The organism is Agaribacter marinus (assembly GCF_030160655.1).
In the GTDB taxonomy this organism is placed as follows: domain Bacteria; phylum Pseudomonadota; class Gammaproteobacteria; order Enterobacterales; family Alteromonadaceae; genus Glaciecola; species Glaciecola marina.
Window position 1 is genome coordinate 712,736 of sequence record NZ_BSOT01000006.1, and the last position, 25,709, is coordinate 738,444.

At 41.5% G+C, this 25,709-nt stretch carries 18 protein-coding genes; 5 read left to right on the forward strand and 13 right to left on the reverse strand.

The window, feature by feature from the left end; all coding sequences use genetic code 11:
* Window positions 1-78 precede the first annotated feature (78 nt).
* Together QQK00_RS13875 and QQK00_RS13880 are read left to right on the forward strand one after the other, a co-directional pair.
* Window positions 79-2,745: a CRTAC1 family protein gene (locus QQK00_RS13875; protein WP_284218178.1), complete on the forward strand. Its 2,667-nt coding sequence runs from the start codon at window positions 79-81 to the stop codon at window positions 2,743-2,745.
* Between the two features lie 93 nt (window positions 2,746-2,838).
* Window positions 2,839-5,715, forward strand: a complete 2,877-nt coding sequence (locus tag QQK00_RS13880) for a glycoside hydrolase family 2 protein (RefSeq protein ID WP_284218179.1) — start codon at window positions 2,839-2,841, stop codon at window positions 5,713-5,715.
* 118 nt (window positions 5,716-5,833) lie between these two features.
* Here the strand turns inward: QQK00_RS13880 and QQK00_RS13885 are convergent, their stop codons facing one another.
* The 9 genes from QQK00_RS13885 to QQK00_RS13925 all read right to left on the reverse strand — a co-directional run bounded on the left by QQK00_RS13885 (window position 5,834) and on the right by QQK00_RS13925 (window position 17,444).
* Window positions 5,834-7,426 carry a LamG-like jellyroll fold domain-containing protein gene (locus tag QQK00_RS13885; protein WP_284218180.1) on the reverse strand — a complete coding sequence of 531 codons (1,593 nt, stop codon included), beginning with the start codon at window positions 7,424-7,426 and terminating at the stop codon, window positions 5,834-5,836.
* A gap of 3 nt (window positions 7,427-7,429) precedes the next feature.
* The gene (locus tag QQK00_RS13890) at window positions 7,430-7,993 is read right to left on the reverse strand and encodes an RNA polymerase sigma factor (RefSeq protein ID WP_284218181.1); all 564 of its coding nucleotides are present in this window, start codon (window positions 7,991-7,993) and stop codon (window positions 7,430-7,432) included.
* Complete coding sequence (locus QQK00_RS13895) at window positions 7,993-9,231, reverse strand: lactonase family protein (RefSeq protein ID WP_284218182.1); 1,239 nt, start codon at window positions 9,229-9,231, stop codon at window positions 7,993-7,995. The genes QQK00_RS13890 and QQK00_RS13895 overlap by 1 nt, the downstream gene beginning before the upstream one ends.
* Before the next feature lie 7 nt (window positions 9,232-9,238).
* A complete protein-coding gene (locus tag QQK00_RS13900; protein ID WP_284218183.1) occupies window positions 9,239-11,524 on the reverse strand; it encodes an FAD-dependent oxidoreductase in 2,286 nt (761 codons plus the stop codon).
* Window positions 11,525-11,619: 95 nt separating this feature from the next.
* A complete protein-coding gene (locus tag QQK00_RS13905) occupies window positions 11,620-12,807 on the reverse strand; it encodes a glycoside hydrolase family 117 protein (RefSeq protein WP_284218184.1) in 1,188 nt (395 codons plus the stop codon).
* Entirely contained in the window at window positions 12,797-14,011 is a 1,215-nt protein-coding gene (locus QQK00_RS13910; protein WP_284218185.1) for a glycoside hydrolase family 117 protein, read from the reverse strand. Before QQK00_RS13910 ends, QQK00_RS13905 begins: the two co-directional genes overlap by 11 nt.
* Window positions 14,012-14,020: 9 nt before the next feature.
* The gene (locus QQK00_RS13915) at window positions 14,021-15,703 is read right to left on the reverse strand and encodes a sodium:solute symporter family protein (protein WP_284218186.1); all 1,683 of its coding nucleotides are present in this window, start codon (window positions 15,701-15,703) and stop codon (window positions 14,021-14,023) included.
* Between the two features lie 16 nt (window positions 15,704-15,719).
* Window positions 15,720-17,003, reverse strand: coding sequence for a family 16 glycosylhydrolase (locus tag QQK00_RS13920; protein ID WP_284218187.1), 1,284 nt, complete (start codon window positions 17,001-17,003; stop codon window positions 15,720-15,722).
* Window positions 17,004-17,198: 195 nt separating this feature from the next.
* Window positions 17,199-17,444 (reverse strand): hypothetical protein, encoded by a 246-nt coding sequence (locus tag QQK00_RS13925; RefSeq protein ID WP_284218188.1) that lies wholly within the window; start codon window positions 17,442-17,444, stop codon window positions 17,199-17,201.
* 79 nt (window positions 17,445-17,523) lie between these two features.
* On the opposite strand from QQK00_RS13925, the gene QQK00_RS13930 reads away from it, so the two are divergent.
* The 3 genes from QQK00_RS13930 (at window position 17,524) to QQK00_RS13940 (ending at window position 20,773) form a co-directional block, all read left to right on the forward strand.
* A complete protein-coding gene (locus tag QQK00_RS13930; protein WP_284218189.1) occupies window positions 17,524-18,195 on the forward strand; it encodes a cupredoxin domain-containing protein in 672 nt (223 codons plus the stop codon).
* 36 nt (window positions 18,196-18,231) lie between these two features.
* A complete protein-coding gene (locus tag QQK00_RS13935) occupies window positions 18,232-19,470 on the forward strand; it encodes a hypothetical protein (RefSeq protein WP_284218190.1) in 1,239 nt (412 codons plus the stop codon).
* A gap of 550 nt (window positions 19,471-20,020) precedes the next feature.
* On the forward strand, window positions 20,021-20,773 hold the full coding sequence (locus tag QQK00_RS13940) for a hypothetical protein (RefSeq protein WP_284218191.1): 753 nt from the start codon (window positions 20,021-20,023) through the stop codon (window positions 20,771-20,773).
* A gap of 43 nt (window positions 20,774-20,816) precedes the next feature.
* On the opposite strand, the gene QQK00_RS13945 is transcribed toward QQK00_RS13940, so the two are convergent.
* The 4 genes from QQK00_RS13945 to folM are packed head-to-tail and all read right to left on the reverse strand — an operon-like array spanning window position 20,817 to window position 25,637.
* Complete coding sequence (locus QQK00_RS13945) at window positions 20,817-21,710, reverse strand: carbon-nitrogen hydrolase (RefSeq protein WP_284218192.1); 894 nt, start codon at window positions 21,708-21,710, stop codon at window positions 20,817-20,819.
* Window positions 21,711-21,753: 43 nt separating this feature from the next.
* Complete coding sequence (locus QQK00_RS13950; protein WP_284218193.1) at window positions 21,754-22,833, reverse strand: agmatine deiminase family protein; 1,080 nt, start codon at window positions 22,831-22,833, stop codon at window positions 21,754-21,756.
* 27 nt (window positions 22,834-22,860) lie between these two features.
* A complete protein-coding gene (locus QQK00_RS13955) occupies window positions 22,861-24,930 on the reverse strand; it encodes a TonB-dependent receptor (RefSeq protein WP_284218194.1) in 2,070 nt (689 codons plus the stop codon).
* Window positions 24,930-25,637: a dihydromonapterin reductase gene (gene folM / locus QQK00_RS13960; protein ID WP_284218195.1), complete on the reverse strand. Its 708-nt coding sequence runs from the start codon at window positions 25,635-25,637 to the stop codon at window positions 24,930-24,932. The genes QQK00_RS13955 and folM overlap by 1 nt, the downstream gene beginning before the upstream one ends.
* Between the last annotated feature and the right edge of the window lie 72 nt (window positions 25,638-25,709).

Below are 25,709 nucleotides of genomic sequence, written 5' to 3' on the forward strand. Positions count from 1 at the left end.
TGAATTTATTTTTTTATATATACAATATCGTGCATTGTGAAATAGAGTGGCTGCTTCTGCCGCTTGTATGAAGTAGGAATGAACGTGGTTTATGTCGCTAATATAAAAAATGTTTTATTTACAACAGCTTACCGTTTTTTATTTGCCTTTTGCAGCAGTCTTTTACTTTTTGCTTGTGCAAGCAAGCCATTTAGTCTTCCACTGAAAGTGCCATATGACACAGAGGCTTATTTGCATATTGAGGTCGAAGGCTCTAAAACCAAGAAAGTAACATTCACCGGATTTAACAGGGGTGAATATGCTTCGATTAGTGTCTTTTCAAATGGTCGTTTACTCATCGATAAGCTTCATATTGCGACGCTTGGCGCATTTGAAGTCAGTGCATTAATTTCCTTTGACACTATAGGGCAACATGCGTTGTCTATTCGTGCACACAATGCAACACTTGAATTGCATAATGTACTCTTTGACGATATAACATCTATCACTCTCCCTAAGTTTAGCGATACTAGCGCGCAAGCGGGCCTCGATAAAGTCTCATCCATTAAATATGGTGGGCCAAGTATTGCTGATATAGATAACGACGGTGACTACGATTTTATTGTTAACAACCACAATGCCGAAAGCAGTAAGTTGTATTGGAACAATGGTGATGGTTCGGTCACTAAACACAACAAAAACCTCGCTCGATGGTTTATGCATGATTTACACGGTACTGCCTTGGGTGATTACGACAATGACGGTGATCTCGACTTGGTGGTTACACAAGGGGGAGGGAATGGTAAAAATCCTTCCAAAGCAAATTTCTACTTAAATGACAAAAGCAACTTTATACGCTACACGGGTGACGTCGGAATACACAAAGGTGGACGTGGAAGAGGCGCACGTTGGTTGGACATGGATACTGACGGTGATTTGGATTTATTGCTATTCAACGAGGAAGGTTTAGTAAAAACTAAGCCTCAGCATTTCTTCTATCGGAACAATGGTGCTGGCAAGTTTGAATTGACAACAGTCAACGGTATTGAAAATGAGCATCCTTCTCGTGTTTTGGTTACCGATTTAAATAATGATCAAATTGACGATATTATTTTATATGCTCCATTGTCTGTTTGGCTTGGTAACGGTGATTTTACTTATACAAATATCAATGCAAACTTCCCTTCTTCTCTACTATCCAACCGCGCAATCAATGCCATCGCCGATATAGATATTGACAATGACGGTGACCTCGACTTGTATTTAGCCATCGGCAAGAAAACAGTAGGGTGGACGAAACCTTCGACCGCTGTAGATTTTGACCCCTTTGCAAAACAGTTATCAATAAAGCCGAAAGGACTAAAAGGTAGAGATGCATTCACGTTTAAAGCCGACAGTAAACTTGAGCTTTCTAACTATAGTTTTTTATCCAGAGGTGGCTTTAGGGGTGAAGACTATCCTATTTTTTTAGGTGCACAAAAGAAAGTCATTAAAATTACGCCTAGGGAGAATATTGTCCTTATTCCTTCAAACGCGGAAGGTTGGCCTGAAGATAGAAAGGAAAACGGAATCTATTTTGGCTACCGTGGCGGCAACCAATGGAAAGCTGAACTTGTCAGGAATGACAATATTTTCTGGAGTTTTCATTTTACATTGACAGGCGTAAATCACGTAAAAACAGCCTTCGAGCCAGAAAATCGATTAACACAAGATGTCTTGTTGATGAATGATAACGGTATATTTTTAGACGTTTCAAGTGATTGGGACTTGCCATCAGGAAGTCACTCAACAGGTGTTACTAGAGGTGACTTTAACAACGACGGCCATCAGGACCTTTTTGTGTATCGTTGGGGGGATATTGCTAGCCGTATTTCAGATTATATGCTGCTAAATACTGGTCAGGGTAATTTTGAAACATTGACGATGCACGGGGCAAATCACGTTGGTGGCCCAGGCAATGGTGATATGGGGCAAGCATTTGATTTTGACCTAGATGGCGATATTGATTTGTTAAATGGCTCCGAAGGCGGAGAGTGGTATTTATATACTAATGAAGGTACTGAAAAAGCAAATTATCTCAACATCCGCGTAGGTAGCTCTCCAAAAGCGTCTATTGATCCGATTGGCGCTGTTGTTGAGTTGTTTTTTAACGATAAAACGCTTCGTAAGCGAGTCGGTTCTGCTGGCGAGATATTTTCGCAAAGCTTACTCAATATTGTCCATTTCGGTGTAGGTGAAGTGGAGTTAATTGACAAGGTTGAAGTTACGTGGAGAAATGGTGAAAAATTTGTATTTACAGAACTGCCGGTAAACAGAGTTGTATCAACTTTACCTGTATCTGAAGGCCATCAAATAGATCTTATGAATAAGAAAAAACCGCTAGCGCAGGCGCCGTACATAAATATTTTAAATGAGGATATACTCGCGAAATCAGCATTAACAATAGGCGAAGATATATCTGTTGAAGTTGAGTATACCGCGGGCACTAATCAACAAGTTATCTGGGCTGACGAAGGTGGAATACGGTTTTGGTTGCGTCAATTTAAGAGCAAGTGGGTCCCGCAAAAGGATACTGTATTGGTAGATGATGAAGCGCTCTATTCTGAGTCAGGTAAGAGTCAAAAAACGTTTTCTACAAAAGATATTATACCCACTTCAGACTTGCCTGAAGGTCATTTTTACCTGTTGCGTGTTACCTTTACTGCCAGTGATGGTAACACCTATAGTAAGGAGATTTACCCATTGAACTTTGTCGCGCCTGAATAAGTTACCTGCCAAGCAAAGCGAGTATGTAAAATATTTGTGTCATATACAGATTGATGTAACAACATAACTTGATAATAAAATATGGTGACGTTTATGTTCATAAAATTTAATAAGTTATTTATATCTAGATATGCAATATTGTTGGCTTTTAGTGCACTGCTCTTAACCGCTTGTGTTTCACAAAGGGATATTACGGTAACGCCGGTCTCTTCTGAAACTCAAACTCAATCATTGGCTGGGAAATGGTCATTTAAGATAGACCCGTATAATCTGGGCGTTGAGCAGAAATGGTGGGAAGTAGCGCTAGACGCGGAACATTGGGATCAGATAGACGTACCGGGTGTATGGGACGTTTACGACAGGTATCACGATTATACAGGCACGGCTTGGTATCGATACCAGTTTGACACTGAGAGTTACTCCGAAGAGCAGTTAATAGAACTCGTATTTGATTCGGTTTACCATGATTCTGAAGTATGGTTAAACGGTCAGTATTTAGGTGCCAATAACCTTGGCTTCATGGCCTTTAAGTTTGATGTTACTGAGTATTTAAACGCTTCCTCCTCGAACACTTTAGTTGTCAAAGTAAATAACCGCGTCAAACGCGGTGCAGTATGGAACTGGGGAGGAATACGCTTTCCTGTTTACTTAAAGATTGTGCCGCAAACCAATATTGAACATGCTCATGTGACTGCAGTACCAGATCTTGCTTTAGGTAATGCAGAGATATTGGTCAAAACTCAGATCAACCATTCAGATGCAGGTCTTGATAATGCAAAAGTAAAACTCGATATTTTACGTGATGAACGCGTTATCTATAGTAATATTGTGACAGCGTCAACGAAGGACAAAGACAATAGCAATGCATCAAACTTTATCGACACATTTACACTAAATAAGGAAGATGTAGACCTCTGGCATTTTAATCATCCGAATTTGTATCATGTGCGGGCAACCTTAATGATAGATGGCGATGTTAAGCATACGCTGAATGATAGATTCGGCATCCGCAAGATAGCCTTAAAAGACAATGGTCTTTACCTTAATGGTGAGAGAATTCGTCTAAATGGCTTTAATATGGTGCCTGAAGATCGCTTTGATGGAAATGCGCTGCCACTTACTCGTATTAAGGAGGACGTAGATCTACTAAAAACGCTGAATGGTAACTTTGCGCGATTGTCAGGTCCAGCGTTGCCAAAACCATATTTAGATTATCTCGATGAAGTTGGCTTCCTGTTAATAGAGGAAGTTGGGCTATGGGGTAAAGATGCGTTGGTGGACCCAGATCATCCATTGCCGAAAGAATGGTTAAAGCGCCTAGTCAATGATCACTATAACCACCCATCTATTATTGGCTGGAGTGTAGGGAATGAAATTGGTGATTTGCAGAAAAATCCAAAAGCGCTTGAATATGTAGAAGGAGCCATTGAGCACTCCAAACGCTTAGATCCTGAACGTCTCGCGGTCTATATTTCTTATTCGGCAGACTATCAAAGAGACGATCCTACTCAGTTTTCTGACATCGTTATGTTTAACAAATATAATGACCACGAAGAACGGTTAAAAGTCGTTCATGATTTTCATCCTGATAAGGGTATTTTCTTTTCTGAAATTGGCACGAACTTGGACGGTGTGGATCCTAATGAGTCAACATTAGACCCGCAAGCCTTGTGGAATGGACTTAAAAAGTATCCTTATCTTATTGGTACATCGCATTTTGCGTTTAGTGACTATCGTAGTGATTGGAATGATGAGAAAGATTCATGGACAACCGATTTGTCAGAGAATAGAGCGTGGGGTGTACTAACATCATATCGTCAACCCAAGCGGTCATTTGATAAAATTCGAAACTTTAATGCGCCGGTTGAGGAACTTAAAATAATTGATGGTGATTCCCAAACTGTTTCGTTAGAAATTACACCTAAGTCAATCAATACCTTTCCTGCATTTACCTTACATGATTATCGTATCTTATGGGTGGCTAAAGGCAAAGGTGGCGCTATCATCAGCGCTGATTCTAAGCGGTTACCTGAAATTAAGCCTGGCGACCAAGTACTGTCGACGAATGTAAAAATCGATGAACCATTTGATAAGTTAAGTACTTATTTGCTAGATCCCTTTGGTTACATCGTAAAACAACAGGATTTATTCAAGAGTGCTCCGGATGCCCCAAAAGTAACGGCGGTATATTCCTCACTTGATACGTTTCGAGTGAGCTTTGAACATAGTGATTTAGCTGAAGAGTATACCCTTATCGCTGTAAATGATGCTGGAGAGATACTAGAGGGTAAGCCAACTATCAATGAATTTGCAGAAATTGAAAACATAGAACCCGACAAAAATTATCAATTACAACTTGTTGCGTCTAATCAGTATGGTCGCAGCACGCCAACTATCGCCTCAGAAAATATGATAACGAAGCCAGATGAGCTGCCGCCAATCATTTGGTCAGTGTTTGCAAAGCAGGATGCTTTCCATATCGGATTCTCTGTCACAAGAAACGATTTTAAATATGAGATTCAATATGGCCTTGCGCCAGGAGAATACAGTCGCCAATTTCTCATAGACACCCATGGCGCTACGCGTATCCCTGCCATCAAACCTGGAAAGAAGCACTTCTTCAGGATGAAGAGACTGATTACTGGCAGTATTGATAGCGAATGGACTGCAGAGTATGAAGTGGCTTTACTGGGTGAAAATGGAATTGAAGCTCCAAATGATGCCGTTGCTATATCAACGAACGAGGGGGTCGTATTGATGCTTAACCCAGTACAAGGTGCTATAGGTTATCGTTTAAGATGGATGGAAGAAGGTAAGCCAAAGACGCTTGATACTAAATTGGCTTATTCTACCTTTATAACGGTTAACAATGTTTCGTTATTGAATGCTCAAAATATTGAGATTGCAAGTATCGATGTTAACTCACAGGTCGCAGAGTATAGTGACGTGCGATTGATTAGTAATAAGTAATTCGATCTCTCTGGATAAGTAACTTCTGTAATCCCCGCAAAGGCGGGGATTTGTCACATTTTTTCACGCAATATTACAATCTAGTTGAACGACTTTCTCGTTCGTACGGACGAACAGCTTATTCAACTAGGGTGTTATTCTTCATTAGTCTGCGTATTTGCTCTTGGCTCAAGGCCGCTTCAAACACAAATAGTTCATCGACACTACCTTTAAAGTAGTTTTGTGTTTCATGGGCTGCATTTGGGTGATAGCCAATGTTTCTGCCCAAACTGAGTGGTTTGGACTTTGGATGATCTAATTGCGTGTTAACTTTGGCAATTGATTTGTTTTGCGTTTTTTCTAACTTTCCGTCCACATAAAGTAGTATATGCGTAGAAACATCGGAAGTTTCACCCCCGTAAAGTACCACTGCTATATGATGCCATTGATTGTCTCGCAAATCAGTGTGTCCTACCACTTGGGCGTTATATGTACCGATGCGTATCCGCCCCAGCTCACCGTTATTTTTTTCTGGATTGGGGGATATTTGCCAAGAGGCATAGTTCTCTTGTAGGCCCCAATTAATAATGCCGTAGGCGTTATCTGTTGAAAAATCACTCGGTACTTTAACCCAAAAACTAACGGTCCGCGGATCGTTATTTCCGATACCAGGAAAGTTGGTTTCTAGCCAATGACCGTTGCCATTAAAGTTTATTGCTCTTCCGTAAACGCCGTCGAGTAGTTCAATGGGTGTTTGTTTTTGCGATTGATCTATTGCGTAAAATTCAGAATTATCAAAGCCGTTGCTGAGAGCTAAGAACTTATTGTTTTCTTTTTCATCAAATGACCAATGTAAATAATTGGGTCGTTCCGCAGAGTTTCCTGGTAATACACGCCTAAACTCCTTTGGGTTACTATGAATATGTTCTATATCATCCGCATGATTGAACGCTAATGCTTGGTCTTTTTTCAAATGCTGATACGACTGTAGTTTACTCGCTCGTGCTTTTACTTCGCCTTCTAAGACATGTACTTGTGAGTCTCCATTAGCTAACACGTCGACGCCAAACTCAGTGCCTAAGTCAATGATCTCAGCGCTCGGTGTATCTATGCGGAAGCCGATGGCGTTCGGCGGTACTTTGGCAACTAGCTTTCCACTATCTACGAACACTTTATTCTCGCTTTGCAATGTGAGTTTTACTGGAGCTTCGAGCACAAGGATAACGCCATTGCTTAAGGTCAGCTCACTGTAGCCTTCGGAGAGTTCAATACTACCGCTTCCCAGTTTATCACCTATTTTAAGATGGTTATCTACGACTGATGTTGCGGCAATTTGAGTTATGATTGCGATATGTCTTTGTTTATCCAAAAAATTTGCTATAAACAAAAAACATGCAAAAGCGGCAATACTTGCCACCATTGCAACTTGGCTTCTGAACCAAGGTTGTTGTTTGGCCTTACGACTGCCAATCTTTCGTAATACGTGACTCGTGAGGGCTGATTGCTCTCTAGTTTGGATTCGCGTGATTACTTCTTCGCTAAACAACGTCGCATCATTAAGTGGCTCTAGCTCACCTGTCATTATTCTGCCGTTGGCAACCAAGGCACTTAGCTCTTCGAGTAGTGCAGGACTTTCTTTACATGCGTCTAGTAATTCGGAGGATACGTCGTCACCCGCTAAATATGCGGCAAGTAAACTTTCCTGTGATTTGCTCAATATAGAAGTAGCCATACTTTACGTATTCGTCCTATTTTCTATGCAGGTCTTGAGTTTTTGTCTTAGTCGATACATCCGCATTGTCATTGTGGAATGACGATCCCCATACTTTTTACAAAGCTCTGACAACGAATACCCCAAGGTAAAGTGCTCAGTCAGCAGTGTACGCATTTTCTCGTCTAGTTTATTTAAACAATACTTGAGATGTGCCGTCAATGCAGATTCTTGTTCTGCGTGAAAACGTTGCTCTATTTGCTGGTTAATTAATGTTTCTAACTCATTGTTGCCACCCACTGCAACAGGTGCATGTTTGCGTTGATGATTACGCAATAGGTTGGTCGCTATGCCGCGAAGCCATGCACTAAATGATGCGTTCATTTGAAAGTGACTCAATTTGTCATAGGCAACAATAAACGTTTCTTGGGCTAAATCTTCAGCTTCATGAATATTATTCATACGCACTCTCAAATATGCTCTAACCGCTGATTCATGTCGTTTAACTAATATAGAAAAAGCGTTGTTGTTGCCTGTTTTGGTTTTTTCGATGAGGCTTATATCACTAATATCTGTTGCTGAGCTCATTACGGATTTGTTCGTGTACTTACAAATTTATCGCCAAGCGCAGACACATATGATGGCTTAGTTATTGACAACGATATGCCTGTTGGTATCAGTTTTCCTGAACTGAGCTCTCGTTTTATAAGATTAAGTGTATCGCTATGCTGGTTGGCTACAAGTATATAGTCTTGTGAGGATGAAAAATTGAAATCTCTAGGATGTTTACCACCGCTACTGACTTTATTGATCAATGATAATTTGCCTTTTTCTTTGATCTCGTAAGCATATAGCATATCTTCGCCTCTAACGGCGGCATATAGATGTTTTCCTGACTTATCTATGCGAATAGCGGAGGCAATGTTGTTTGTCTCTCCTTGCTTTTGAGGGTGTAGTAGTGTTTTATGCAACTGGTCTAGTTTTCCTGTTTGTGAGCTTTGCTTGTACACTGTAATACTATTGCTAAGTTCGTTCAGGCTAAATACAATATTTTGATTTGGATGGAATGCAAGATGGCGAGGACCGTCGCCCGAATCTAGCTTGATGCGGTGAAGGGGACGTGACAACGCGTTTTCTTGTCCATCAAAAACTAATATTTCGTCAGTACCTAAATCACTCGTGTAAAGGTAACGATTGTCATTACTCCACCCCACGTAATGCAGGTGGGAACTTTGCTGACGTGCAGTGATACTTTTACCTACATTGTTAAATTTACCAAGTGCCGAGGTATTCGTATCGGTGATATCGAACAGGCCGATGTCACCGCTTGTGTAGTTAGCTACCGCGACTTTCGACTGATCACGGTTAGTATTTATATGGCATATTCCTCGTCCATCAATATTTAACGATTCTCGTAAATCAAATTTTTGTGTATTTTTATTCCAACTATATTGGAGTAACAGTGGTGATTTTTTTTCATCGGTAGCAATGCTATATAAGCGCCTTTGCTGTGGTAGCCAAGCTAAATACGAAGCATTATATGCTGCGGCGACTAACTGTTTTTTGGCCAACAGTTGCGCATTTGTATCATAGCTAACCAGTTGGATACCGCTTTCTGCGCTTGTTCCATATCCGCCAATGATAAAGTGTTCTATGTCTGGCCTCATGCTAAGGTCATCTTCATGAGGTAGTGTGTTTGGCACGTTTTTACAAGCGCCAAGCGTCACAAGCACAGCTGCAAATACTGCGGTTTTTAGGGCTTTCTGCAACCGAGCTTGCCAAGGTTTTGTGAAGGGATTGTCCTTGTTAAGCATATTATTTACCATTTTTTCATCACCTGACTTGTATTTCAAATAGGGCGGCTGGCACATCACTAGATGGGTGATCTAACTCAATTATCAACTCTTGGCTGGTAATCGATGAATCGAGCGTCAGCGTGTTTACCGTTTGATAGTTATTATTAACATCAGCCAGTAACTTACCTTCAGCAGTTCTAATTCGGTAGCTTTTAACGCAATACGGCATTTCTGATTCTGGGTGCTGCATTAACACAGTTTCTAAGGCGTGGTCATAGTCGGTATCAAAAAATAAGGTAATTTCTGAAAGCTCTACTTTTTCTTGCCAAGTGATCTTTAGCGTTGGTTGAGTATCAGCATAATCCGAAACCCACGCATTACTATTTAACCATGGACGTAAGTGACCGTTTACAACATTATCTTTGCTAAATGCAGGCAGTGGTGGATCGAAAGATACCGCTAAATTCTGCCCCTTTGGACGACGTTCTGGTGTCCAAAACTCAAATTCTTCAATACCACTATTGGCGGGAGCTTCCTGTCTACCTGAGTTAGATACTGCCTTATGTACTTTGTTAAAGACACTCATAGTACCGCTGACTAGTTGTGTCGATATTTCTAACTGAATGTACTGATTCGCTAGAAAGCAAACAAAACCATATTGGTCGATGACATCCACATCAGTAAAGTCAAATTCAATCGTTTGTTTACCAGCATGCACGGGGAGACTGATCGTTTTGTTTATTATATCTGGCGTGTAGTTTTCGGGCTTTTCACTTGTACGCAATTGACACACGATCTCTGTATCTCGTTCAGCGATTATGTTTATTGAAACAATAGGCGCGTTACCTTTTTTCAACGGTATCAATTGAGCTGCAGACTGCGCAAGGGATACATAATCTCCACAGCTCTCATAGTTTTTCAAGACAAGTTCACTACTGGCAAATATATTGGCAAAAGATACTTTGTTAGCGCTTTTATCAAGTGCAACCCCCGGAATTCCATGGCCGAATCGGTTTAATCGCTGTTGTAATTGGTGAATGAGTTCTTTCTCCAGTAAGTCCTTTGGACTCACTGATAAATCTTTGCACATAGCGGCGGCTTCACCTACTGCTTGACCACCATGGGCGCAGGTAATCATTACTCGTGTTGACCCATATGCCATGTGTGTTGCGCTGATATTACGCCCAGCAAAATAGAGGTTGTCGATGTCTTTACTGACAAAGCAACGATAAGGAATTTGATATACTCCCTTAGAGTGAAACTGAGAGCAAGCAGGTTTTTCACTGTAAATACCTTCAGACGGATGAATATCGATTGCCCACCCACCAAAAGATATAGCATCGTAAAAGTTAGTTTGTTCAACAACATCTTGCTGCTTAAGCATATACTCACCATTGAATCGGCGGCTTTCGCGCTTACCAGGCACTGTGCCAACCCATTCCAAGGTTAAGTTGTCAACATCTTCAAATTGGCCGCTATTTTTTATGTAGTCCCAAATACCGTATACAATTTTCCAAAGTTCCCATTTGATTTCTTCTGTTTCATAGATAGTGTCGCGAATACCGCCGTATTCAACCCACCAAAATTTTACGCCAGAATCGTGGCCATGAATGTTTTTCGAGCGAGGATTGGCACCAATTTCTTCATGTGAGTAGGCAAAGCTGGGGGCTTTGTAAGTAACAGCGTGGTCAACTTTTTTGCTGTAAAAAAATAAGGTATGTCCTAGTATTTGGTTACTTTCGTCTTCACTTGCCAATAATTCACCGAACTCTTCCCTGGACTCTGCGCCAATACGGAAGCTAGCGCCTGCATTAAAGCCGACTAGGCCATCACCGGTTGCGTCGCAAAACAAGGGCGCTGAAATGGTGTAATGTGTGGAGTTTTGACTACAAAAAGCATCAATACTATCTATTTTTGTGTCTAATGATTTATTGACCTGATAGGCAGCAGTGTTAAGAAGCAGAGTAATATTTTGTTCTGCAGAGACTTTGTCTAACAGAATGGCATCAAAGTAAAGGGGGTTGCCATCTTTGTTGGTTTTTAGGTTTTCCAACATTATTTCATCAATCACGCCACCTTCGCGCGACCAACGGTTGTTGTTGCCCATATGAGATGTTGCGCCTAAGGCCCAAATTCTCACTTCACTTGACGCGTTACCTCCCAGTACTGGACGGTCTTGAACCAATATAACTTTGGTCCCGGCTCGAGCAGCCGTAATTGCCGCGCATACACCAGCTAATCCGCCGCCAGCGATAACAAAGTCTGTTGTTAAACAAACTTTTTTATTGATTCGTGTATTTTTACTAAACGTTTCTTTAATCATTATATTTACTATATTTGTTCGTTATTTTAGTCACTGATTTGCATTAAATTTCATTTCAGTGAAGTATTGTCAATGACGATGCTTAACTCTATATTTTATTCTAGTGCTTTAGTTCGTCGTGCTTTAGCTTGTTTGGGTGACAACCTTTGTGCAAAAAATGCACTGGGAGCATGCACTACGTCAGTCTCCTTCATATCTTTACTGGTGTCGTTCAACATCAAATTACAGTCGAATCGACCCAAATAACTATGCTTGGTTGTCGGATCTTTTTTATCTGAAAAATGACAAATTCCCCATTGTATACCGTGACCGTACTTGGTATTCGTAAATGCCTCTGGATTATATGGTTTCGCACCTACGGGCATCATTGATGTAGTCGCAGCAAGTGAAAAATTAACGCCATCTGGTGAGAACTGAATACTGTTACTTTCGTTGCCATTTCTTATTGCGAAAGCGGCAATACCTTCTTTAAAAGGAAAAAAGGTAGTTTCGTGACCTGAGTTCATAATTGGGTTTAACGGGTGCTTTTCGAAAGGCCCCAAAGGGTGCTCCGCTGTGGCTAAACCTAAGCCAACTAAGTAATCTGGGCGGTCACCAAAAGCAGCTTTATAATAAAAGTGAATTTTGTCTTGATACAACAATAAGTATGGGCCATGTACAGAATACTGGTCCCAACTGCCGGGTTCACCATTTGGCACCACTAGTTGATTGTGTGGTGTCCATGGTCCATCTGGCGAATCCGCTACTGACACGGTAACAGGGCAGTTATCCCCTTTTACCATGCTTGGTTCGACAAACGCTTGATAGTATAGATAGTACTTACCTTCCCAGACTAATATATCGGGTGTACACACTGAGCGCCATCCCCAGTTCGGCTTTTCTGGGCGTCCAACCGCAATACCTTGTTCATCCCATGTAAAACCGTCTTCGCTGGTTGCATACCATATGTCGGCTAAGTCCCAATCGGTTGATGGCGCTGTATTATTGCACCCTTCTGGCCCTTGAGGTGGTACCGGTGTATCTCGTTTGGTATACCACATATAATACAAGCCATTGACCGAAATTATTTTAGACGGATCGCGACGCGAGACTGTACCGTCATTGTTACTGTAGTCAAAGCCTTTCAAGCGCGTGTACTTAAAGCTAGTGAACAAGGGATTGTCTTCAGGGCGCGGTGTTAGATAATTGTCGTATAGTCTTGTCATCGCTTGACTCAGCTCGCGAGCAGGCTTTTTTTGTGGAATATCCCACGGGAAGCTGTCCGCCACTTTATCAATCATCATTATTGCCCTTTTGCTTCGCTTGAGTTCTAGCGAGTTGTTGGCGTTGTTCATATTGTTCAGATGTTAAGCTTTGAGCAAAGAAGACCTCAGGATCATGAATTACATCAGTTTCCTTCATATCCTTATTTCCGCCATTAAGCATCAAGTTACAGTCGAATCGACCCAAAAAGCTATGCTTTGTGCTTGGGTCTTTCTTGTCTGAAAAGTGACACAATCCCCATTCAAGACCTTCAGAAAAACCGCTGTCAGTAAAGGCATCCGGTAGATAAGGACCAGAAGCCACGGGCATCATTGAGCTTACTGAGGCAATAGAAAAGTTTACGCCATCATCCGAATATTGAATTGTATTGCTCTCATTGCCATTTCTGATGGCGAACGCAGCGATGCCGTCTTTGAACGGAAAATACGTGGTTTCATGACCTGAATTTAAAATGGGATTTAGTGGGTGTTTTACAAAAGGTCCCATTGGATTACTAGCAATAGCTAAGCCGTTGCCAACCAAATAGTCGGGCCTATCTCCGAATGCAGCTTTGTAGTAAAGGTAAATCTTACCTTTATACACGATTGGATAGGGGTCATGTATAGAGTATTGATCCCAACTTCCACGCTCGCCATTTTGCACGACTACTTCGTTGCACGGTGTCCATGGTCCATCAGGGCTGTCGGCTGAAGACAAGGTTACAGGGCAATGATCGCCTTTTAAACCACTAGCTTCCATGAAGGCTTGATAGTAAAGATAGTATTTACCCTTCCATACCAGAATATCTGGTGTAGACACTGAACGCCAGCCTAACCCAGGTTTTGGTGGCCGCGTAATGGCTACACTTTGCTCTTGCCAGCTAAAACCGTCATCACTGGTTGCATACCAAATCTCTGCAAGATCCCAGTCTGTTGATGGTATTTTATCTGTGCATTGTTCTGCACCGCGAGGCGGAGTGATGGTATCGCGCTTTGTGTACCACATGTAATACACGCCATCTACATTGATGATTTTAGACGGATCCCGACGTGAGACTGTGCCGTCATGATTGTTGTAGTCGAAGCCCTCAATTTTAGTATATTTAAAACTAGTGAATAGAGGATTATCTTCTGGCCTTGGTGTTAAATAGTTATCATAAAGCCTTTCCATTGCCTCGCTTAGCTGTCGATTTGGCTTGGTTTCAGGAATGTCCCAGGGAAAACTATTGTTAGATTTAATTGTCATAATTATCCTTTACAAACTGACAGCGGCGTCACGAGTACCGCGAAACTTCACCAATAGAAAAATGCCTACTGAGAGAATTACTCCCCCAAGTAGGGCTACAACACCTTGCCCAAGTTCTGCTATAAACGATAACGTAAGCATAATTGTGCCTGTTGCTGCAATACCATAACCAATTACACGAATACCTTTGTTGTTATCCGTTGTTTTTTCGTCTTCAGAAATATGTTCGCCTTCTCTTGAGCGTTGCTCAACGGCATTGAGGTAACGCTGAAAGCCTGGCGCTTCAACGTTACGGAAACGCAAGACAATTTCGAAAATACCAAGCAATACTACAGGTAAGCCAACGCCAAGTATCATTTCTGAAGCACGAGACAAGACAATATCTAACATACTAGGAGCGACAAATTTAAAAAAGCCATTAACCGCTAAACTGATGAATGTTGTCGCTAGTATCGTTGTGCCGGTTTGATACCGAGAAAATAGCAACCAAATTGGAGGTAAAAACAATGCGCCACCAGTTAAGGCCGCGAGAGTCATCACAACTTCAACTACCCCCCCCATTTTAGGCACTAAAAGCGCAACAACAATAGTGATGCACCCAAGTATTGCCGTAGCTACTCGTCCAAATGTTACAAGCGTTTTTTGGCTAGCGTTAGGCTTAAACTGTTTGAATACATCATTTGTAAGTACACCAGCAGCGATATTGAGTGAAGTGTTTATGGAGCTAGAGGTAGCAAAAATCATCGCACCGAGCATTAGCCCTAACATTCCTACGGGTAAAACCTCTTTACTCATAAGTAAGTACGCACCTTCGTTCTCAAAGCCGCCAAGTTCAGGGTTCAATGCTCTGTATATCATTGGAGCAATCATCCAGATGATTGGACTTATCAGGTAAAGTCCACCAAACAATAGCCCAACTTTTTTTGCATCAGATGGGCTAGAAACACTGGTGAAACGTTGAATATATGCCCAGTTACCTGCAATGAAGAAGAGGTTGTACAAGCCAAATGCGACAATAAAGCCCCATGTATATTCGCTATTAGTCAGTGCAAAAAAACCTTCGGGCGCTTTTTCTATAAAATTACTTAGGCCGCCGATTTTATCCAGAGAGAGTGGCACGACAATTAGTACGGCGGCGGTGAGCACGACAAATTGTAATATGTCGGTAACGACTACTGCCCATAAGCCACCAATTGCCGTGTATAGCAAAATCAAAATACCTAAAATAATAATGGTATGCTCGATAGGCAGGCCTGTTGATACTTCTACAATTTTGGCCACTGGGTACAAAAAAGCACCAGTTGAAAAGCTAGTGATAGCCAAGAAAATATAAGTGTATACTTTCTGGACCTTAAGACCTAGACGATCTCTAATGAATTCCGCGGCTGTCAACACTTTAGTTTTTTGCCACTTCGGAGCGATAAAAAAACCGATAATGATACCAGCTATACACATTGTCCACTGTATAGTGACGGCAACCCATCCGTGTTCATAGGCAATAGACCCCCAAACAACGAAAGTGCCGGCTGAAAAAAAGCTCATGAACAATGATAAGCCGCTCATCCACCAAGGCAATGCGCCTCCAGCAGAAAAGAAGCTCTTCATGTTTTTACTCGAACTCGAAAAACTTATTCCGCAAGCAACTACTAACACTGTAAATAGCAGTATGACGCTAATATCTATCGTATTCATGTGAAACCCTGATTATTTACTGTGACTTAGGAGTATAGTAACGCACCCAATCAATGGCCATACTTGTACCGTCTATGCTATCGTTCACCTGCCCTGCAATTGCCGCTTTTAATATTGCTAGACTAAACAGCATAGTGGTTTCGCTGAAACATACATCGTTCCGCATTTGATAGAATAATTTGCCGTCTAAGTAAAATTTAAAGTAGTCCTGATCCCACTCGAGTCCATAGGTATGAAACTTTTCTGAATAATCTGCAACGCTTGCTGCATCATATGAAGCAACTTCAACCCATGTTTCGCCATTGTGGTATTCAAGTGAGTAGTCACTTATCAGATTTCGATAGCTTCCCTCTGAAACTCCATATTCTTGCAACCAACCATTGATGAACTGAATAGCTCCGATGTCTACTGGTGCTGACCAAGTTAGTTCAAGAAATTTGTTGCCGTGTTTTTCAGATACCCACCGGGTGTCTGGTCTGTTGTCTATGGCAAATTTTTCTTCTGACGGAAGACGATTAAAAATGCCATTTGTACTTAGCGTAACCCCCGAATCCAGAGCATGGTTGGTGTGAGCCTGTACTGCTTTTTCGTCAAACGCGTCAGGATAACCATTGTCCGACGGTGCAAAAACTCTAAATTCGCTAATATGAATTGAGGCAGGGTTTTGAGAGCGCAAACGGATTTTATTTGTCTTGATTGGAGAATCTAGTTTGATGGTATGGTCAGGTTGTCCCTCTAACGTGTGGTGTAGTTGATTGTCGGAATGGGCCACTCGTCCGTTGGGTAGGGTGTATTTGTCAGTCCAGTTGTGGATATTAGTATTGATGATATTTGGGTAGTGCCCCTCGTTAACATCTATCTCACAGGCTTTTTCACCATCTGGAACGCCATTTTTAGGCCAAAACCAAAATGAATTATTTGTGCCATAAGCGCCTGCGATTTTATATCTTGCTTCAAAGTATCCGTAATGGAATTGACGCTTAGACCATATGTTGCCAGTCGTCCACTCCTGCCCACCGCGAGATTCTTTTTTGGCAAGCAAATTCAAAACGCCATCTTTCACTACAGCGTTTTCGCGCCAACGGCTACTTAGCACCCATGGGTTTTCTGTTGGGCCATTCTGAGAAATCCAATTGTCGTCTAATTGTTTGTTTGGATAGTTAAACTCGTCACTCCAAGCTAATTCCCAATCCTTTAAATCTATATCGCTTGGAGTTGCGGATGCGTTGGTAGTAGCGGCTAAAAATACGGTGTTAATTAGTGCAATTAAGTAAATTTTGTTGTTTTTAAGAATAGACATAATAAAACTCGAACCCGTTATAAAAGTAGAATGTGTGCATATCTGTTGTTCTAATGTCTTTGAGCGTTATACATGACACATTTATTTTCGTAATGTTGACGTTAGCGAAACTTGGATTCATTAGTGATAAAAGCATATGCCTTTTGTTTAGATGCATATTCAGATATTCTCAAAAGCTACTGTTGCAGTTGGGTTTTATCCGCCATCGCCTCTATCTCCCCCTTCATTTCCATCAGCGTCTCCATTTTCACCATAGCCATCATTCCCACCATTTGCCCCGTGCAAGCGAATGAACAAGCTAGCTTCTTGAAACAATGAAAATCGATGCAACTCTCCATTGGACAATAATGTAAAAACTAAACCCTTACTTGTGTGTTTTGGGATACTTAGCCCAACCGCGTGAAAGGCATTCTTAGCACGTTGCCAAGTATGCGAGTTCAAGAATTGAGTGTAACAACCGTTAACTAAATGAGAGTTTGTATAGACACGATCACAGATGTTGATATAGGAAAGAATAGAAATGCTGAAGGTACGCCATTTTGTAGTTATTAAGTTATTCATACTAATATGTGTTTCTTGCCTTGCTTACGCAAATACTAAAAGTGATAGCACTGATGTAAAGATCATTGTAAAAAATAATGATGGTGACGTACTTGAAAACATGGTGATCACGGTGCACGGTAACAACTTATCGAGTATACCTCCTGAAGAACGCCCGACCGTAAAACAAATTAACAAGCAGTTTGAACCTCACATAAAAGTCATACCGGTAGATGCGGAGGTTACTTTTCCAAATTTGGACAGCGTACAACATCATGTCTACAGTTTTTCGAAGGCCAAAACGTTTGAGTTAGCCTTATATGATAGTGATAGCAAATCAAATGTGGTCTTTGATACCGCAGGCGTCGTAGAAATGGGGTGTAACGTTCATGACTGGATGCTTGGTTATGTCTATGTCACCGATGCGCCAATCTACGGAAAAACCAACAGTAATGGCGTTGTGAATATTGCACTACCTGTGGGTGAATATAGCATCAAAGTATGGCACCCAAGATTAAAAAGCAGTGATATTGACAAAATACATACCTTAAAAAGTAGCGGTAATAAGCAGACCTTTACATTGCGTCTAGAAGAAGAAATGTTACCTGATGAGCTTGCTGATGAAGATGATCTTGAATTTGACGACTATTAATCGCAATAAACATATGTACAAGAAATAAGCACTGTCATGCAAATACGGTTCGGCTTTTTTTTCGCGTTAATACTACTTATTCAAACTTGTAATTCAGTAGCGTTAGCGAATGAGATAGGTTTGAGTGGGCGTATTGAAGCTGCAGTTGTAGACCGGATTGATCTTGTTACATGGCAACAAAGTGGCACTGGTATTTTACGCGCGGAAGATGATGGTTTGGCACTCAATCAAGCGTTTTTAATATACCAAAGTAGGTCATGGAAAGGCTTGTCATTCGAAGCAGTGGCGAATGGGTACATGGATGGCGAGCAAAATATTGGGTTTACCCAAGCGTTAATAAAATACAAACCGCTGTCCGCCAATAAAGTAAAAATGAAAGGACGTTTTGGTTTTTTCTACCCAGAGTTTTCTGTCGAAAATACCGCAAGTGGATGGTTATCCCCCTATCTTTTTACGCAATCTGCGATTAACAGTTGGTACGGCGAAGAGTTAAGAACTATGGGGGCTGAGCTGAGCTTATACTCGCCAGGACGCACTCGCAGAAGTCCATGGACATGGGAGCTAATTGGCGCGGCTTACAAGGGAAATGATCCCTTGGGGTCAATATTAACGTGGCGAGGTTTTGCTTTGCATGACAGGCAAAGCTTGCATAGCGACAGAGTTTTGATTGCACCGACGCCTGGTGTCGTTGACGAAGGTGCGATTAACGGTCCCGCGTGGATCGAGCCATTTACAGAAATTGATAGTCGTTTCGGTTTTTATGTCGGTGGACACGCTAGATATATACGAAAAACAGATTTTCGCTTTTATTATTATGATAACCAAGCTAATCCGAACGAGCTAAATCATCAACGTTTATACGCGTGGCGCACAAAGTTTCACAGCCTTGCAATACAGCACAATATTAACCGAGAGTGGCGAGTATTCTCGCAATTACTTGATGGTTCCACTGATATGGGCGCTCGTATTGTATCTGCAAATTTTACATCCGCATATATAGGCTTGTCTTGGCGTCCAGCACAAAATAGAAAACATAGAGTTTCAGCGCGTTACGACTGGTTTGAAGTAAACGAAACGGACAATGAACGAAAAGATCCAAACAATAGCAACGGCGACGCTTTTACCATTGCTTGGCGATACTCATATTCTAAGGTTGTGTCCGTTGGTATAGAACATCATGTGAACAATAGTGATGTTGAAAACCGTGTGTTTTTCGATCAAGAGGTAAAGCAAAGTCAGCAACAAACAATGGCCGTAGTTAGTTTCAATTTCTAATGAGCATAAAAAATTGGCAGATTGTAGTAATGGATAGACCTATATCCTACTACTTTCTAGCCGGTATTTAGCGCTGTGTATTTATGTTAGATATTCTTAAGGATATTCTCGGATTACGTATGAATGATGCTACCTTATCAAGCATTTTTCTTATACGCGAATTATAGATATTTACAAAAAATTCACCTTTAGATAGTCAAATTATTAGGTGTTTTTACTCAAAAACATCTACAAAATTATCTTACAAAAAGTGCTTTTTGATTGCGTGAAATTTACTCATCAAGCCATTTATTAGCACTTTTAGCTGCGTATAATTTTTGTATGACAACTCGATAAATACGCTTGTTTGTCAACAATCGATGAAATACTACTTATCATTTAGTAAAAAAATCTATATGGTATAAAAAAATACACTAAAGTATAGTAGACATACATAAATTACTGTTTTAGTTTAGATTATAGCAACTTACTTCGATAAGTAGTCTGTTTGTGCCATCGGCTATATTAAGTATATATAGCCATACAAATAAAAAAATTTGGTGTTATGAAAATGAGGTTTGTTGTAAAAATAGTATTTTTAGTACTATGGGCGCAAGTTACGCTCGCATCAAGCGACCTTGTAATTCACACTACCCCCGTTAATCCTCAACACGCAGACCTCCACGAAATACTTATTAAGTCCTATGAAAGGCTTAATGTGCCGGTTATATTTACGACCCTGCCCTATACGAGAGGTTCCGTTAGCGCTAACTATGGTGTGATTGATGGTTTGGATTTGCGATTGGAATCGCATGCCGCGGACTACACTAACCTCGTCAAGGTAGAATACCCGGTTTACGTTAGCAACATTGTACTTGTGATTGACAAACAGCTATGCATTAATTGCTCGTCTATGGCTATTTCTTCGATTGCAAGTGTGAGTGGATATAACTTTCAATCTCACTTTAAGCAAGACGTATTGACTGATTTGAGTTCCTTAGAATTTGCTGATCATGCTAAGTTATTTAGATTTTTTGATGGAAGACGAGTAGAAGGCATGGTTGTTGGTGATATATTTTTACCGCAAAAATATATCGACAACCCTCGATATCAAATAGTTCGTTTAACTAGTCAAAAGGTTTTTCATTATCTGCATGAAAAGCACGCAGGGCTCGCTAAAAAGTTAGCGCATAACTTTGAACGGTTGAATGAGGTGATTGCCAGAGAACTTAAAACTGGGGCGTCTAACCTAGGGCAATCATTACAGGCACCGCCTGCTATGCGGACAAATGTTGTGCTTAATATTCAAGCGGAAGTTAATTGAGCGCTAAATTCAACAGATATATGCATATTGCACTCTATCTGCGCTAGTTTCCCCACCTTTTTGTTAGCAGCTCGTACGCGTCAATTCGTCTATCTCTAAAGTAAGGCCAAACTCTCTTCACGGTTTCTGTTCGTGTCATGTCTACATCAACAATCAATGTTTCTTCTTCGTCATCGCCTGCCATCGCAAGTACTTCGCCTTGCGGGCCTGCAACAAAGCTGTGACCCCAAAACAGTATGCCGGGATCATTCTTAATAGGCGATGCTTCAAAGCCCACTCGATTGGCCACAACTACCGGCACTGAGTTAGCCACGGCGTGGGCGCGTTGAATAGTTTCCCAAGCCCCTTGTTGGCGCTTTTGTTCATCTAATGTATCTCGTTTATCCCAGCCAATTGCCGTCGGATAGAATAAGATATCCGCACCATTCATAGCCATCAAGCGGGCTGCTTCCGGGTACCATTGATCCCAACATACTAAAACGCCTAATTTTCCGATACTGGTGTCAATTGGCTCAAAGCCGAGATCGCCAGGTGTAAAATAAAATTTTTCATAAAAGCCGGGATCGTCAGGAATATGCATCTTTCGATATTTGCCCGCAATCTCATTAGAGCGATCGAAAACAACGGCTGTATTATGATATAGACCAGATGCTCGTTTTTCGAAAAGCGATGTTATAAGTACTACATTGCATTCTTTTGCTAGGTCACCAAAAAAGTCTGTGGCCGGGCCAGGAATGGGTTCAGCCAAGTCAAAGGTGTCTACATTTTCGTCTTGGCAAAAATACTGAGTGGAATGAAGCTCTTGCAACAGGATACATTCTGCACCTTGCTTTACTAGTTCTCTTATTTTGTTCGCCGACTGGTGCCAATTTTCGAGCTTCTGATTAGACTTTACCGCTGCTTGAATCAATCCAATTTTTATGTGGTGCTTATTCATAAACGTACATACATGAGTTTCTTCATTTTATTTATTCTATCGCTTAACCCTTATTGCCTTCAAGGTAGCGAGTAAGGCCATTTTTTGTTAATTCCAATATCTCCGCTCTAAGCGTATTCTCGGGAATTTGCATGGTAATGCAATGCAAGCTGCCAAATTGCTGAATTAGCGTTGAGCAATCAATCGCGAATATTTTGTAATTAGGGTAGGCGTCTGACAATACCTCAAGTGCTTCCTTGTCCTCTTCCTGTTGATATATAGGTGCCAATATGGTGCGATTGCAAATTAAAAAATTGGCATATGAAGCAGGTAAACGCTCTCCATTAGCATTATGTATTCGGGGTAAAGGTAGTTCGTATAGTAGGTAGCCTGTAAACTTCTTTTGAATCTCCAGTTTTAATTTGAAAAGGGCTTCGAAATGCGAATCATCAGTGCGGTTATAGGCGCTTTGCATGACTAAGCCTCTAAGGGGGGTAAAACGCACTAAGGTATCTATATGGCCATCAGTGTCGTCGCCTTCTAAATGTCCATGTTCAAATATACAAAGTTCTTTTGCCCCTAAAAGACACTGAAACATTTCCTGATAAGCGCTATCTGGCAGCGACCCGTTGCGTCGAGGGTTATATAAACAAGACGCGGTACTTAGTAGCATTTGGTTTTGGTCTATTTCGATTGCGCCGCCTTCAAGTACTGCGTCACAGGAAATCATGGGGCGTTGGCACAGTGCAGACAACGCTTGGTTTACTTGATTGTCTAGCGACGCATCAAATTTTTGTCCCCAACCATTGAATGTAAACTCTACAGGGACGTTGCCATGCTCACTTTCGCACGTTAAGAATACGTAGTCCCTTGTCCATGTATCATTGTAAGGTACGACAACAAGCAGCACTCTCGACCGCATAGGCACCATTGCTTTTATTAGCCCTATTTCGTCTTCTTGACAAAGTAATACAATGCTCGAACCGGTGTTAAGAATCGCATCGATTAAATGCAAATATGTGCGTCGAGCGTCATCTAACCAAGGCGCCCAGTCACTATTCGCATGAGGCCATGCTAGCACAACTGCCTCAATATCTGCCCATTCAGGCAGTAAAGTGAGTGAGTTTTTACTTACTTCAAACATACTGTATATTCTCTAGTTTTGCTTTTTTTAGTACGTATATCGCACGGAAATAAACACTCTACGTGGTTGTCCGACAAAATAACGATAATTCCCAAAACCAAAATCAGCTCGTTCGGCGTAGTCTTTGTCTAACAAATTAAATACATTCGCTTGAAGACTTAATGCGCTATTTATTTGGTGTGATACGCGTAAATCAACTAATTCGTGACCTCGATATTCTGCTGTATTCTCTGGGGTTAGGTAATAGTCGTCGAGCACATTTACACTTAATGATGACGAGGTTTTATCATTAATATCCCATCGCAAGCTACTATTAAATAGCGTATCAGGCGCCGTATCTATTTTATTCCCATCGATAGAAGTGCGGGCAATCTGAATATCATTGTCATATTCATGGTTTTGGCGAGTATAAGCGCTCGTTAACCTCAGTGAGTCTGACACACGCCACGTCCAACTTACTTCTAGCCCTTGGTGGCTAGTGTCACCACCAGCAATGCTTTGACGATCGGTGCTTAAAATAATGACATCACTCTTTTGCATGTCAAAGGCAGATATTTGCACATCGTGTATCTCACCGGCATAGCGCCAACCTAGTTCTATGGCATCTAATTTAACTTCATCAAAGTCCGTCACGGTTTGATTGTTTTGTAGGCGAAACAACTCTGTAGCTTCTGGCGCTCTAAAACCTTGAGAGTACTTAGCGTAAAGCCGTTGCTCAGATGATATTTGATAAGACAATGACGCAGATGGAGAAAACGATGTGAATGATATCTTTTGATCTGCTGGTCGAGTAAAACGACAAACTGCAACGTCAGGCGCACAGGCGTTGCCATCGCTTAAGCGATTGTCGTAGTTGTACCTTATGTTCTCAAGTCGACCACCTAGCGTAAATTGCCATTGTGCCCAACGCCACGTACCTTGCAAATAAGCGCCATTTCGGCTCGCATTTACGCGATAATCATAGTGCTCGCCTTGAGGTATGTTCGGTGAAAACGCTGCAGCTTGTGTTTCTCTTAACTTAGCTCGGGTAAAGTCTGAGTCCACGCCACTAAGCCAATCCGCATCTAAGGCATTGAAGGCGTATTGAATTTGCAGTCCTACGCTATGATGTTGATTTTCCTCTAGCCCTTTCCATGGCAAAAAGTGTTGTAAAAACTGCATTTTATTCCAACGTAAATAGGGCGTAATACTTAAGCCATTTTGACTGAACTTACTGTAGGCGCGCAGAGAACTCGCGTCTCTAAATGCTTCTGGGTTTGGGTTTTCGCGCCGGGCATCTTTGTCTTTGAATACTTCAAAGCCCTGCACAAACCCTGCGGTCTCTTGGTTAAGGTGGCTCGCATCCAGTACGGTTTTGTTTTCCCATTCAGTAAAACTGGTTTCGCTTATTAATGTGAGTTTTTGTTGGTCATAACCACTTTCTGCTTGATAGCCGTCATCATCGGTCGCATTAAATAGCAGCCTTAAGTTATTTTTTTCATTGTCTTTGCTTCGGCCTATTTGCCATGCATTGTCTGTTTCAATACGAATGAAATCGTTGGCACCGAGGGTGCCTTCAATCGTATTTTCGCTGGCCGCTGCGCTTGGCGTAAGAACATTCACCATGCCATGCAACGCGTTGGTGCCGTATAACGTACTCGCGGGGCCTTTTAGCACCTCAATGCTACCTGCTTGTTCTGTATTGGCATCAAATAGTTGATTGGTATTACAAAAACCTGGTGCGCGGAGGCTTATACCGTCTAGCGCCATTAAAAATGCACCACAACTGCCTGCGCCAGTTAGCACTGGCGAACGAATCGCGGTTAAATGTTCCTGCCCATTGCCTCGACTTATCCATGTGCTTGGAGAGTTTGTGAGTACTTGTTGAACGTGCTGTGCATTAATGCTTTGAAGATAGTCTGAAGAAATTTGCGTAATACTCGCATTTACTTCGCTTAACTCAATTGGTCTTCTAGTTGCAGTAACACTGACGACTTCGATGTCGTTTTCAATGTTTGTGCCGTCAGTGCTTTTGGTGATTTCATCATCAGCCAATGTAAATTTCGAAATAAACAGACTTGCACTTAAAATGGATAAAACGATTGGTGTAAATTTCATTACTTTAGGTGTCTCCCACCATTTAGGTGTAATACTTGACCTGTGACATAGTCACTGTCGAATAAATAATTGACTGCTTTGACGGCTTCTTGCGCACCAGGGCACGTTTCTAGTAAAGATTTTTTAACCGCCCGTTTGCGGTATTCATCGTCATCCCATTCGTTGAACATAATGAGCGCAGGCGCGATGCTATTTACCTTCACTTTTGGTGCTAACAAGTGACTAAAAGACAGTGTTAAATTGTGTAATGCGGCCTTACTCGCCGCATATGCAATATGTTTTTTACTGCCTTTTTCTTGCACAAAGTCGGTCATATGAATTATGTCGGCAAAATTATTGTCGTTCTCAAGCATTGCTTGGCATGCTAAGTTTATTTGGTAAGGGGCATTTGCGTGTACATTCATCATGCGACTGAATAAGGTCGCATTGTCTGATTCTGGAGACTCTTTGTCCCAATCAGATGCGTTGTGGACAATACCTCTCAGCGTGGTTGTTGTACTTTTTAGCCTTGCTATAAATGCGTCAATACCAGCATTTGTCGCAAAATCAGCGTGAATAAGCTGAGCGCCTTTTTCCTTAAGGGCATCTAGTGATGGTTTTTTGCTCCGATATGTTATAATCACGGGCTGATTTTTAGATATAAAGTTTTCAGCAATCGCTAAACCAAGGCGTTGAGCGCCGCCAGTAATAAGAATTGGTGCTGTCATGTAAAGGCCGAGTTCCTTGTGCTTGACGTATTTTTCTTTTTATTGATGTTGCGTTTTACGCGAGCGTCGTAT